The organism is Kineococcus auxinigenes (assembly GCF_050871525.1).
Lineage (GTDB): Bacteria > Actinomycetota > Actinomycetes > Actinomycetales > Kineococcaceae > Kineococcus.
Genome location: NZ_JBKBCT010000002.1, coordinates 73,832 through 86,638, shown reverse-complemented (window position 1 = coordinate 86,638; position 12,807 = coordinate 73,832). Strand labels below are relative to the sequence as shown.

The window sequence follows — 12,807 nt, the reverse complement described above, 5'->3', positions numbered from 1 at the left end:
GCCGCGGGGGACGGACCCGCTCACCGGTAAGCTCGCCCGGTGCGCATCGACCTGCACACGCACTCCACCGCCTCCGACGGCACGGAACCACCCTCCGGGGTCGTCGAGTCCGCCGCCCGGGCCGGTCTGGACGTCGTGGCCCTCACCGACCACGACACCACCAGCGGCTGGGCCGAGGCGCTGCGTGCCGGCGAGCGGCTGGGCGTGCGCGTCGTGCCCGGCATGGAGGTCAGCTGCCTGGCGCACGGCGTGTCGGTGCACCTGCTCTCGTACTGGCACGACCCCGCCCAGGCGGCGCTGGAGGGCATGCTCGACGCCTCCCGCACCTCCCGGCGCACCCGCGCCCGCACCATGGTCGAGCGGATGACCGCCGACACCGGCCTGCGCTGGGAGGACGTCCTCGCGCACGTGCACGGCCAGGCCACCATCGGCCGCCCGCACATCGCCGACGCCCTCGTCGCCGCCGGGGTCGTCGCCGACCGCGACGAGGCCTTCGCGACGCTGCTGTCCGGGCGCAGCCCCTACTTCGTCCCGCACACCGCCCCCGACCCCCTCGAGGCGATCACCCTGGTGCGCGCCGCGGGCGGCGTGCCCGTCCTGGCCCACCCCGCCGCCTCCAAGCGCGGCAGCTGCGTCGGCGACGCCGAGGTGGAGGAGATGGTGGCCGCCGGCCTCGTGGGCCTCGAGGTCGACCACCGCGACCACAGCGACGCCGAGCGCCGCCACCTGCGCGCCCTGGCGCGCTCCCTGGGCCTGCTGGTCACCGGCTCCAGCGACTACCACGGCACGGGCAAGCGCAACCTGCTGGGCGAGAACACCACCGACCCGGACGTGCTGCAGGAGCTGCGCTCACGGTCCGGCGGTGCGGTCCGCGCCGAGAGCGCTGACCGTGCCGCGGGCGAGGTCCCCGGCTCGTGAACTGGCAGCTGTTCGGGGAGACCTTCGTCACCCTCTTCGTGATCATGGACCCGCTGGGGACCGTGCCGATCTTCCTCGGCCTCACCGCGCCCTTCACCACCGCGGAGCGCTCGCGCGCCGCCCGCCAGGCCGTCCTGGTGGCCCTGGGCGTGATCGTCGCCTTCGCGCTGTTCGGCCAGCGCATCCTGGACTACCTGCACATCAGCCTGCCGGCGCTGCAGGCCGCCGGTGGGCTGCTGCTGCTGCTCATCGCGCTGGAGCTGCTCACCGGCAAGGGCGACGAACCCACCTCCACGGTCGGCGTCAACGTCGCCCTCGTGCCCCTGGGCACGCCCCTGCTGGCCGGTCCCGGCGCCATCGTGGCGACCATGGTCTACGTGCAGCAGTCGCGCGGCTGGGACGACCACCTCGCCATCGCCGCCGGGGTGCTGGCCGTGCACGTCACCCTCTACCTGGCGATGCGCTTCGCCGGGGTCGTGCACCGCGTGCTCGGCGACTCCGGCGTCCTGCTCGTCACGCGCGTGGCGGGTCTGCTGCTGTCCGCCATCGCCGTGCAGCTGGTGGCCGACGCGGTCCGCGCCTTCGTCACGGGCGAGGCCTGAACCCCGCCGCGGCCTCCAGCGACGGCAGGGAGCAGAGGGCCTCGCGCAGCTGCGGCCCGTCGAGCTCGCCGGGCACCGGCACGAACAGCTCGCGCGCCCACCCCGGCAGCAGTGCCCCGGCCAGCTCACCGGCCCGCCGCCACGGCCCCGGCGCGTCCCCCGGCCCCGGCAGCGGCACCCGCCGGACCGAGGGGGCCCGTCCGCCCACCGCGCTCAGCGCCCCGGCCGGGCGCGCCCCCGTGGCGTCGCGGCGCACCCGCTCCACGTCCGCCTCGACCTCCTCCAGGGAACAGGGCAGGTCGTCGGGCTCGGCGCCCAGCAGCACGGCGCTGGAGCGCTGTTCGCCCACGTAGCGCTGCGCGTCCCGCGGCGCCGGCGCGCGCCCGGCCGCGGCGGCGGCCCGCAGCACGCTGGACACCCGCAGCGCGTGCCGCAGCGCCGCGGTGTCGGGGTCCGCGCCGTCCGCGCGCACGTGCACGTCGCCGTCCACGGCGCGCTCGCGGGCCGCCAGCACCATCGCCCGGCACGGGTCGGTGCCCGCCGCGCGCAGCAGCGCCGCGGCGGCCGCGGCGCGCTGCCAGCGCGGCCGCGGGTCGTGGGCGGCCAACTGCCGCAGGAGCGGGTGCAGCTCCTCCAGGAGCCCGGCGGACAGCAGCGCGACCTCCAGAGCGGGGCCCCGGTGCAGCGTCGCGGACACCGCCACGGGGCTCCCGCCGGCCTGCGGGAGCGAGGTCGAGGGACGAACGGGCACGGCCCCACCCTGCGCGGGTGGGGCCGTGATCGCAGCTCGGGGTCAGTCGGTGGCGGGCACCGGCTCCGCCACGGCGGCCGCGTCACCGGGTGCCGACGCGCGGCTGCGCGTGCGCCGGCGGCGGCGCGGGACGCCGTCCTCGGCCGGCGCGTCGCCGGGGTCCCCGGCCGCCGGTGCGGCGGCCTCCCGGGCGACGGGCTCCTGGGCCGCGGCGGCGGCACCGCCCCCACCGCTGCGGGTCCGCCGGCGCTGACGGCTGCGCCGGGGCCGCTGCTCGTCGGTGTTCCCGGTGCTCCCCGCGTCGGTGCTCCCCGCGTCGGCCGTGCCGGCGTCGGGCGCCTCGGGCGCGTCGCCGCCGCGCCCCCGCCCTGCCCGCACCTCGCGGGGCTGGTCCTCGCGGGGCTTGTCACCGCTGCGCGGGCGGCGGCCCTTGGCGGCACCGACCTCGCCCAGGTCCTCCAGCTGCTCGGCCTCCAGGCCGGCGCGGGTGCGCTGGGTGCGCGGCAGGCGGCCCTTCGTGCCCTGCGGGATGCCGAGGTCCTCGAACAGGTGCGGGGAGCTGGAGTACGTCTCCGCCGGCTCCCCGAAGCCCAGGCTCAGGGCCTTGTCGACCAGCGCCCAGCGGGGCAGGTCGTCCCAGTCCACGAACGTGACGGCCGTGCCGGTGTTGCCGGCCCGCCCCGTGCGCCCGATGCGGTGCAGGTACGTCTTCTCGTCCTCGGGGCACTGGTAGTTCACGACGTGTGTGACGTCCTCGACGTCGATCCCCCGGGCGGCGACGTCGGTGGCCACCAGGACGTCGACCTTGCCGGAGCGGAACGCGCGCAGCGCCTGCTCGCGCGCGCCCTGGCCCAGGTCGCCGTGGATGCTGGCCGCGGCGAAGCCGCGCTCGGCGAGCTGCTCGGCCACCGACGCGGCGGTGCGCTTGGTGCGGCTGAACACGATCGTCAGGCCTCGGCCCTCCGCCTGCAGCAGGCGGGCGAGCACCTCGACCTTGTCCATCGCGTGCGTGCGGTACACGAACTGCGTGATGGCGGCCACGGTGGCGCCGTCGTCGGTGGGGTCCACCGCGCGGATGTGGGTGGGCTGGCGCATGTACGAGCGCCCCAGCGCCACCACGGCCCCGGGCATCGTCGCGGAGAAGAGCATGGTCTGGCGGGCGGGGGACGTCTGCCCCAGCAGGCGCTCCACGTCCGGCAGGAAACCCAGGTCCAGCATCTCGTCGGCCTCGTCGAGGACGACGCAGGTGACGTGCGAGAGGTCCAGGTGCTTCTGCTGCGCCAGGTCCAGCAGGCGGCCGGGGGTGCCCACGACCACGTCGACGCCCTTGGCGAGCGCCTCGATCTGCGGCTCGTAGGCGCGGCCGCCGTAGACGGTGAGGATGCGGGTGCCCAGGACGCGGCTCGCGGTGGTCAGGTCGCCGGCGACCTGGGTGGCCAGCTCGCGCGTGGGCACCACGACGAGGGCCTGCGGCTTGCCCGGTGCCGCCAGCGCGTCGTACGCGGGGTCGCCGGGGACGGCGGTGCGCTGCAGCAGCGGCACGCCGAAGCCGAGGGTCTTGCCCGTGCCGGTCTTGGCCTGGCCGATGATGTCGTGGCCCGACAGCGCCACGGGCAGCGTCATCGCCTGGATGGGGAACGGGCTGGTGATGCCCGCGCCGGTCAGGGCGCGGACGATGCGCTCGTCCACGCCGTGCGCGGCGAAGCCGGCGGGCTCGGCCGCGGGGCTCGTGCCGGTGGTGTCGGTGGTCTGGGGGGTCGTGGTGGACCCCGCTGCGTCGGTCATGCGTCTCCCGTGCGGGGCGGCGGCGGCCCGGGCACCGGGCGCCCTGCGGCAGAGGACTCCGAGAGGTTCGTCGGCGTCCCGTCACGGGCTCGTCCTGCGGTGCGCGGCCGCGTCGCGGCAGTCGGCAGCCGATCGCTACTGACGACCGGGCAACCCTGAACACGACCATGGTAACCGTCGGCCACCGACGGCGACGCCGCGGGCGCACCGGAGTGCGCCCGCGGCGTGGTGGCGCCGTCGCCGCGAGGCCCGCGCAGGGCGCCGGCTCGGTCGCGTCAGGACAGCCCGAAGCCGACCTTGCGCACCTCCGCAGCTCCGACGTCCACGTAGCCGAGCGAGGCCACCGGCACGACGAGGGTGCGGCCCTTCTCGTCCTTCAGCTGCAGCACGGTGCCCTCGCTGAGCGCCGCGGTGACCGCGGACGTGATCTCCTCGCTGGTCTGCGCCGACTCGAACACCAGCTCGCGCGCCACGTTCTGCACGCCGATCCGAACCTCCACCGCTGTCCCTCCCGGGTCGTCGATCGGGCCGGCACCGCCCGTGCTCGGGGGTGCGGTCGTCCCGCGAGGCTAGTCGGAGCCGCGCGCACCGGCCGCGCCGGTGCGGGGCGAGTTCGCCGCCAGCGGACGGGGCCGTCGCCGCCGGGCGGGTGGCATGCTCGGTGCGTGCCCGCCGGACGCCCGCTCTCCGACCGACGCCCGCCCTCCCACCAGGCCTCCCGGCGGGGTCTGCTGCTGGCCGGGGCCGCCGTGCTCGCCGGGGCCGGCTGCACCGGTGCCCGGGACGCCACCGGCGGGCCCGCCCCCGCGGCAGCGGCGGCCACCACCGGCAGCCCGCCCGCCCCGACGCCCACGGCCACGCCGACGCCCACGCCGACCCCCGCTCTGCCGCCCGGGCTCACCGAGGCGGACGTGGCGGCCGGGGTGCTGCAGCGGCAGGTCCCGCAGAGCGGCGGTGGCGTCCTCGACGTGGTGCCCGGCTCGGTGCCGGCACCGCCCTCCGCGCGCGTTCGCACCCTGCGCGTGGAGGTCGAGCGCGACCTCGTGAGCGCCGGCCTGCTCGACCCCGCCGCGTTCGCCGGCTTCGCGCTCGGCGTGCTCAACGACCCCCGCGGCTGGGGCGCCGGCGGCGCGACGAGCTTCGAGCGCACCGACGGGGAGGCGGAGCTGCGCCTGGTGCTCGCCACGCCGGACACCTCCGCCGCGCTGTGCCGGCCGCTGCGCACCATGGGCACCCTGTCGTGCCGGGTGGGCGACGCGGCGGTGCTCACCTGGTACCGCTGGGTGGAGGCGATCGCCGACTACGGCGAGGACCGGACCGGGTACCGCCAGTACCTCGTCAACCACGAGGTCGGGCACCTGCTGGGCCACGGCCACGAGCCGAACCCCGGCGCCGGGCGTCTCGCGCCCGTGATGGTGCAGCAGACCAAGGGGCTGGACGGCGCGCTGCCCAACCCCTGGCCGAACCCCTGACGCCCGCGGTGGGCGCTCGCGGCGCGCCGGCCCTGCCGGCGCGGGCGGAGGAGGTCCTGGAGGTCGTCGAGGCGATCCCCGCGGGGCGCGTGCTGACCTACGGCGACGTCGGCGAGCTGGTCGGCGACCGCGGGCCCCGCTTCGTGGGGAACGTGCTGCGCCGGTTCGGCTCGCACGTGCCGTGGTGGCGGGTGCTGCGCGCCGACGGCAGCGCGGCGCCGCCGCTGGCGCCGCGGGCGGTGCAGCGGTGGCGGGCCGAGGGGGTGCCGCTGCGCCGCGACGACGCCGACCCGGTGCTGGTGCGGGTGGACCTGGGGGCGGCCCGCTGGGACGCCGCCGGGTTCGAGGGCCCGTGAGCCCCGCGCCGGTCCCCGGGACGTGTCGGAGGGGTGTGGTGGCATGACGGGTGTGCTGACGGAGGACGCGGGCGGGGACGCGGGGGGCGGGGCGCCGTCCGGCGGGTGGAGCGGGCCCGGCGGCGGCGCGGCGCGGCGGCGCGCGCCGGTGCCGCTGCTGCGCCGCGAACCGCGCGAGGGCCTGCTGCACCCGGAGCTGGACGCCACGCAGCGCGCCGTCGTCGCCGGCCGCCCGGGCAGCGGCCCGGTGGTCCTGCGGGGCGCGCCCGGCACGGGGCGCACCACCACGCTGCGCGCCCTGGTGGCCGCCCGCGTCGAGCGCGACGGGATCGCCCCCGACCGCGTCCTGGTGCTGGCTCCCAGCCGCCGCGAGGCGGGGGAGCTGCGCGACGAGCTCTCCCTGGCGCTGCGGCGCACCCTCGGCCAGCCCGCGGCGCGCACGCCGCAGTCGTACGCGTTCGGCCTGCTGCGCGTCGGGCACGCCCGCCGGGGCGACCCGCCGCCGCGCCTGATCTCCGGCGCCGAGCAGGACTCCATCCTCGCCGAGCTGCTCGCCGGTCACCTGGAGGCCACGGCCGCCGGTGTCGACGACTCCGTCGCCGGCGCGTTCGAGGACGCCCTGCGCGCCGCCGGCCGGCTGGAGGCGGTGCGCGCCCCCGAGTGGCCGCCGGACGTCCCGCGCGACGCCTGGGGACTGCGCAGCTTCCGCAACGAGCTGCGCGACCTGCTGATGCGCGCCGTCGAGCGCGGCCTGGGCCCGCAGGACCTCGCCGAGCTGGGGGCGCAGCACGGCCGCCCCGAGTGGGCGGCGGCCGCGTCGGTGCTGCGGGAGTACGTGGGCGTGACCGCCTTCGACCCCGCCCGCGCCAACGCCTACGACCCCGCGTCCGTCGTCGACGAGGCCGTCGCGCAGCTGCTGTCCTCGCCGGACCTGCTGGCCGCCGAGCGCGACCGCTGGCAGCTGGTCGCCGTCGACGACGCCCACGAGCTGTCCGAGGCGGGCCTGCGCCTGGTGGAGGCGGTGGCCGGGGGCGGGCGCGACCTGCTCCTCGTCAGCGACCCCGACTCGGTGACCCAGGGCTTCCGCGGTGCGGACGCCCGGGCGGCCTCGGCCCTGGCGGAGCGGTTCCGGGCAGCCGACGGCGGCCCCGCCCCGACCGTCGTGCTGGGCACCGCGCACCGCCAGCAGCCGCTGGTGCGCGCGGTCACCGCGGCGGTGGCCACCCGCATCGGCGCCCTGGGCGGCGCCCCGCAGCGCGCCGCGCTGCCCGGCCGCCTCCCCGGCGCGGGGCCGGCCCCCGGCGGCGTGGAGGTGGCCGTGCTGGGCTCACCCACCCAGGAGGCCTCCTGGATCGCCCAGCGGCTGCGCCGCCGCCACCTGCTGGACGGCGTGCCGTGGTCGTCCATGGCCGTCGTGGTGCGCTCGGCCGGCCACACGGCCGCGCTGCGCCGCGGGCTGTCGGCGGCCGGGGTGCCGCTGGCGGTCCCGCTGGCGGAGGTCCCGGTGCGCGACGAGCCCGCCGTGCGCCCCCTGCTGAGCGCCATGGAGGTCGTGCTGCACCCCGCCGGCCTCACCGTCGAGCTCGCCCGCGACCTCGTGACCTCCCCGCTGGGCGGTGCCGACGTGGTGGCGCTGCGGCGGTTGCGGCAGTGCCTGCGCCGCGCCGAGCTCGCCGCGGGCGGCGGGCGCACCAGCGACGCCGTCCTCGCCGCCGCGCTGGCCGGGGTGCTCGCCGGCGCGCACCGCGCGGACGACCCCGCCACCGCCGACGTGGCGCTCCTGGCGGACGAGGACCCCGCGCTGCGCCCGGCCCAGCGGCTGGCCGCGGTGCTGCAGGCCGGGCGGGCGGCCGCGACCGCGCCCGGCGCCGACGCCGAGCAGGTCCTGTGGGCGCTGTGGGAGGCCAGCGGGCTGGGGCCGCGCTGGCAGCGCGCCGCCCTGGCCCGCGGCGCCTCGGCGCGCGCCGAGGCGGCCCGGGCCGACCGCGACCTGGACGCCGTGCTGGCCCTGTTCGAAGCCGCCGGCCGCTACGTCGACCGCTTCCCCGGCGCCGGCGGCGCCGGGCGGTTCCTGGAGCAGATGCAGTCCGCGGAGGTCCCCGAGGACACCCTCGCCGACCGCGCCCCCGAGACCGGCGCGGTGACCCTGACCACCCCGCAGGGGGCGGTGGGCCGGCAGTGGGACGTCGTGGTCGTCGCCGGGGTGCAGGAGGGCGTGTGGCCGGACCTGCGCCTGCGCGGCTCCGTGCTGGGCGCGCAGGCCCTCGTGGACGTCGTCGAGGGCCGCGACGCGGACGGCCCCGGCGCGCGCCGGGCCGTGCTGGAGGACGAGCTGCGCCTGTTCCACGTGGCGGTCTCCAGGGCCCGCGACGAGCTCGTGGTGACGGCGGTGCGCGCCGAGGACGAGCGGCCCTCGGCCTTCCTGGACCTCGTCGGCGCCGTCGCCGCGCGCGAGCGCGGCGAGGAGGACGCCGCGGTGGACGAGGAGGGCGAGCGGCCCCTGGCGCAGGTGCCCCGGGCGGTGTCGCTGCCCGCCCTGGTGGCGCGCCTGCGCCAGGTGCTGTGCGCCCCGCCGGCCACCGAGACCCCGCAGCGGCGGCGGTCCGCGGCCGCCCACCTGGCGCAGCTGGCGGCGGCCGGCGTGCCCGGCGCCGACCCGGCCGACTGGTACGGCGTGGACGACCTGACCGACGACGGCCCGCTGCGCGAGGACGGCGAGCAGGTCCCGGTCTCGCCCTCGCGGGTGGAGTCGTTCGAGCGGTGCGGGCTGCGCTGGCTGCTGGAGTCCTCCGGCGCCCGCCCGGGCGACTCGGGGGCGCAGTCGCTGGGCAACCTCGTGCACCGCATCGCCGCCGAGGCGCCGGAGGCCGACGCCGCCGAGCTGCAGCGCCGCCTGGACCTGCTGTGGCCCACGCTGGGGCTGCCGGACGGCTGGGTGACCTCGCGGCTGCGCGCCCGCGCGGACCAGGTCCTGCTGAAGCTGGCCGAGTACCACCGGCAGGTGCGCGCCGAGGGCCGGGCCCTGGTGGCGGTCGAGCAGGACGTCGACGTGGTCGTGGGCCGGGCGCGGGTGCGCGGCCGGGTGGACCGCCTGGAGCGCGACGCCGAGGGGCGCGCGGTCGTGGTGGACCTCAAGACGGGCAGGACGCCGCCGTCGAAGGCGGAGCTGGCCCGGCACCCGCAGCTGGGCGTCTACCAGCTCGTCGCCGCCGAGGGCGCGTTCGGCCCGGAGCTGGCGGGCACGGGCGGTGCGGCGCTGGTGCAGCTGGGCAGCGCGACGAAGAAGGTCGGGGTGCAGCGCCAGCAGCCCCTGGAGGCCGACGAGGACCCGCGCTGGGCGGCGGACCTGGTGGCCCGCACCGCCGAGGGGATGTCCGCGCCGGTGTTCGAGGCGGTGGTGGGACCGCACTGCTCCACCTGCCCGGTGCGCAACAGCTGCCCCGCCCAGGACGAGGGCCGCAGCGTGTGCGAGGAGGACGGACGGTGACCACGACCACGAGCGCCGGTGGTGCGGCCGGGGTGCCGGTGCCGCGCCTGGGGGCGGAGGAGATCGCCGAGCGGCTGGGCCGCCCGCGCCCCACGCCCGAGCAGGTCGCCGTCATCGAGGCGCCCGTCGAGCCGCTGCTGGTGGTGGCCGGCGCCGGATCCGGCAAGACCGAGACGATGTCCTCGCGGGTGGTGTGGCTGGTCGCCAACGGCCTGGTCGCCCCCGAGGAGGTGCTGGGGCTGACCTTCACCCGCAAGGCCGCCGGGGAGCTGGCCGAGCGGGTGCGCAAGCGGCTGCGCGCCCTGCGCGCGCACGGGCTGGGCGTCCCGGCCCGTGGTGGGCCGGCCGGCGGCGCACCGGGTGACGGCCTGGGCGACGGCGAGCCGGTCGTGTCGACGTACCACGCGTACGCGGCGTCGCTGGTGACCGACCACGGCCTGCGCCTGGGCGTGGAGCCGCAGTCCACGGTCCTGTCCGAGGCGGGGGCGTGGCAGCTGGCCGCGGAGGTCGTGGAGACCTGGCGCGGGGACCTGCCCGGTGTCGAGGTGGCGCCCTCCACGCTCACCGCGGCGCTGCTGGAGCTGTCCGGCGAGTGCGCCGAGCACCTGGTGGACCCCGGCGACCTGGAGCGCTTCGTCGAGGGCTTCGAGGCGCGAGTGCGCGCGCTGCCCAGGGACGACAAGGCGGTCGCGAAGCTGGGCGTCCACGTGCCGGGGGAGCCGTACGCGGAGGTCGCGAAGGTCCTGGCGGTGCAGCGGGCCCGGCGCTCGATCGTGCCGCTGCTGCGCGAGTACGCCCGCCGCAAGCGCGACGCCGAGCAGCTCGACTTCGGCGACCAGGTCCAGCTGGCGGCCCGGCTGGCCCGGGAGGTGCCGGCCGTGGCGGCCACCGAGCGCGCCGCGCACCGCGTGGTGCTCCTGGACGAGTACCAGGACACCAGCTACGCGCAGCTGGCGCTGCTGCGCGCCCTGTACGGCGACGCGCACCCGGTGACGGCGGTGGGCGACCCGCACCAGTCGATCTACGGGTGGCGCGGCGCCAGCGCCGGCAACCTCGCCAGCTTCCCGGCGCAGTTCCGCCGCGCCGACGACTCCCCGGCTCGGGTGGCGCCGCTGGCGACGAGCTGGCGCAACGACGAGGCGGTGCTCGCCGTCGCCAACGTCGTGGCCGACCCCCTGTCGGCCGGGGCGGGCGCGAACGCCGCGGTGGTGCGGCTGCGCCCGCGCCCGGGCGCCGGCACCGGCCGGGTGCGCACGGCGTTCGCCGCGACGGTGGAGGAGGAGGCCGCGGAGGTCGCCGCCCGGCTGGCCGAGGTGTGGCGCGCCGACTCCGAGCGCCTGGCCGTGCAGCGCCGGGTGCCCGGCGCCTCGCCGCGGCCTCGCCGCACCGCCGCGGTCCTGTGCCGCAAGCGCAGCCAGTTCCCGGTGCTGCACCGGGCGCTGCGCGAGGCCGGGCTGCCGGTGGAGGTCGTCGGCCTCGGCGGCCTGCTGTCCACCCCCGAGGTCGTCGACGTGGTCTCGACCCTGCACGTCCTGCACGACCCCGGCCGCGGCGACCAGCTCGCCCGGCTGCTGACGGGGGCCCGCTGGCGGCTGGGTCCGCGCGACCTGGCGGCCCTGGGGGAGTGGGCGCGGCACCTGCAGCGGCTGCGCAGCGGCCGCGACGCCCCCGACGCTCCCGAGGGACCCGTGCCTGCCGGGGAGGCCGCCGCGGACCCCGCGGTGGTCCTGCCCGACGAGGTGGAGGACGCCAGCCTCGTCGAGGCGCTGGACGAGCTGCCCCCGCCGTCGTGGCGGGGCTCGGGCGGGCGGGGCCTGTCACCGGCCGCGCACACCCGGCTGGCCCGCCTGGCGGGGGTGCTGCGCCACCTGCGCACCCGCACGCACGTGCCGGTGCCCGAGCTGGTGGGCGAGGTGGAGCGCGCCCTGCTGCTGGACGTGGAGGTCGCCGCCCGCCCGGGCAGCTCCCCGGCGTTCGAGCGGGCCAACCTCGACGCCCTCGCCGACGCGGCCGCGTCGTTCTCGATGAGCGCGCAGCGCCCCGGCCTGGGCGGGTTCCTGTCCTGGCTGGCGGCCGCGCAGTCGCGCGAGCGCGGCCTGGAACCGGGTGCGGTGGACGTCTCCTCCGACGCGGTGCAGCTGCTGACGGTGCACGCCAGCAAGGGCCTGGAGTGGGACGTCGTGGCGGTGCCGGGTCTGGTGGAGGGCGTCTTCCCCGCCGGCGCGGAGACGTCGTCGGGCTGGCTGAGCGGCCTGGGCGTGCTGCCGTACCCGCTGCGCGGGGACCGTTCGCACCTGCCGGAGCTGGACCTGGACGGTGCCGCCACGCAGAAGGAGCTGGACGTCGAGCGCGTGCGCTTCCGCGAGGCGTGCGGCGAGCACGAGATGGCCGAGGAGCGGCGGCTGGCGTACGTGGCGTTCACCCGCGCCAAGGAGGAGCTGCTGCTCAGCGGCGCCCACTGGGACGACGCCACCGCACCGCGCCGCCCGTCCCGGTTCCTCACCGAGGTGCTGCAGGGCCCGGGCCTGCCGGGCGTGGTGAGCCTGCCGCCGGTGCCCGCGCCGCAGGAGGGCGAGCCCAATCCGCGCACGGCGACGCCCCAGCGCGCGGTGTGGCCGGTCGACCCGCTCGCGCCGCGCCGGGCGGAGGTGCTGCAGGGGGCCCGGGCGGTGCGCGAGGTGGCCGGTGCGCCGCCGCCGCCGGCGCCGGACGAGGAGGCCGCCGGCTGGGCGCAGCAGGTGCACCTGCTGCTGAGCGAGCGCACCGCGGCGGGCGGTGCCGGCGGGGTGCTGCTGCCGGCGCACCTGTCGGCGTCCCGGCTGGTGGCGCTGGCGCAGGACCCCGACGCGCTGGCCCTGCAGCTGCGCCGCCCGGTGCCGCAGCCGCCGCGGCCGGCGACCCGTCGCGGCACCGCCTTCCACGCCTGGCTGGAGCACCGCTTCACCGCCAGCGCACTGCTGGACCTGACGGACCTGCCCGGCGCGGCCGACGAGGACGCCGCGGACGACCGCGAGCTGGCGGCGCTGCAGCGGCACTACCTGGACAGCGAGTGGGCCGAGCGCGACCCGGTCGCGGTGGAGGTGTCGGTGGAGACGCCCGTGGCGGGGATCGCGGTGCGCGGTCGCATCGACGCCGTGTTCCGCAGCACCGGCCCGGACGGGCGGGTGCGCTGGGACGTCGTGGACTGGAAGACCGGCCGCCCGCCGGTCGGCGAGGCGGCCCGGGCCCGGGACGTGCAGCTGGCCGTGTACCGCCTGGCGTGGTCGCGCTGGCACGGGGTGCCGCTGGAGGACGTCAGCGCGGCCTTCTTCTACGCCTCCACGGGCGAGACGGTGCGCCCGGTGGACCTGTTCGGCGCCGGGGACCTCGAGGCGCTGGTGACCTCGGTGCCGGTGACGGACCGGGAGGTCTGAGGCCCGCCCCCGCGCCACCGCGC

General features: G+C 78.5%; 9 protein-coding genes. 6 read left to right on the top strand and 3 right to left on the bottom strand.

The window, feature by feature from the left end:
* Positions 1-39 precede the first annotated feature (39 nt).
* Together ACRYR9_RS01420 and ACRYR9_RS01415 are read left to right on the top strand one after the other, a co-directional pair.
* A complete protein-coding gene (locus ACRYR9_RS01420; protein WP_432496645.1) occupies positions 40-918 on the top strand; it encodes a PHP domain-containing protein in 879 nt (292 codons plus the stop codon).
* A complete protein-coding gene (locus ACRYR9_RS01415) occupies positions 915-1,520 on the top strand; it encodes a MarC family protein (protein ID WP_432486113.1) in 606 nt (201 codons plus the stop codon). The genes ACRYR9_RS01420 and ACRYR9_RS01415 overlap by 4 nt, the downstream gene beginning before the upstream one ends.
* Here ACRYR9_RS01415 and ACRYR9_RS01410 read toward each other — a convergent pair.
* From ACRYR9_RS01410 to ACRYR9_RS01400, 3 genes are all read right to left on the bottom strand, one after another.
* Positions 1,504-2,271, bottom strand: coding sequence for an oxygenase MpaB family protein (locus ACRYR9_RS01410; protein WP_432496648.1), 768 nt, complete (start codon positions 2,269-2,271; stop codon positions 1,504-1,506). The two genes, ACRYR9_RS01415 and ACRYR9_RS01410, sit on opposite strands and share 17 nt — an antisense overlap.
* Before the next feature lie 42 nt (positions 2,272-2,313).
* On the bottom strand, positions 2,314-4,056 hold the full coding sequence (locus ACRYR9_RS01405) for a DEAD/DEAH box helicase (RefSeq protein ID WP_432496650.1): 1,743 nt from the start codon (positions 4,054-4,056) through the stop codon (positions 2,314-2,316).
* 275 nt (positions 4,057-4,331) lie between these two features.
* A complete protein-coding gene (locus tag ACRYR9_RS01400; protein WP_432496653.1) occupies positions 4,332-4,556 on the bottom strand; it encodes a DUF3107 domain-containing protein in 225 nt (74 codons plus the stop codon).
* A gap of 165 nt (positions 4,557-4,721) precedes the next feature.
* Here ACRYR9_RS01400 and ACRYR9_RS01395 point away from each other — a divergent pair, with 165 nt between their 5' ends.
* Genes ACRYR9_RS01395 through ACRYR9_RS01380 form a run of 4 tightly spaced genes read left to right on the top strand, consistent with a single transcriptional unit; the run spans position 4,722 to position 12,784 of the window.
* Entirely contained in the window at positions 4,722-5,528 is an 807-nt protein-coding gene (locus ACRYR9_RS01395; protein WP_432496656.1) for a DUF3152 domain-containing protein, read from the top strand.
* A gap of 8 nt (positions 5,529-5,536) precedes the next feature.
* Positions 5,537-5,884: an MGMT family protein gene (locus ACRYR9_RS01390; protein ID WP_432496658.1), complete on the top strand. Its 348-nt coding sequence runs from the start codon at positions 5,537-5,539 to the stop codon at positions 5,882-5,884.
* 43 nt (positions 5,885-5,927) lie between these two features.
* A complete protein-coding gene (locus ACRYR9_RS01385; RefSeq protein ID WP_432528945.1) occupies positions 5,928-9,371 on the top strand; it encodes an ATP-dependent helicase in 3,444 nt (1,147 codons plus the stop codon).
* Positions 9,368-12,784, top strand: coding sequence for an ATP-dependent helicase (locus ACRYR9_RS01380; RefSeq protein ID WP_432496990.1), 3,417 nt, complete (start codon positions 9,368-9,370; stop codon positions 12,782-12,784). The genes ACRYR9_RS01385 and ACRYR9_RS01380 overlap by 4 nt, the downstream gene beginning before the upstream one ends.
* Positions 12,785-12,807: the final 23 nt, after the last annotated feature.

Bases quoted from the DNA above. Each gene is read 5' to 3' on its own strand.
- ACRYR9_RS01385 (WP_432528945.1), top strand. From the start codon at position 5,928: ATGACGGGTGTGCTGACGGAGGACGCGGGCGGGGACGCGGGGGGCGGG.
- ACRYR9_RS01405 (WP_432496650.1), bottom strand. From the start codon at position 4,056: ATGACCGACGCAGCGGGGTCCACCACGACCCCCCAGACCACCGACACC.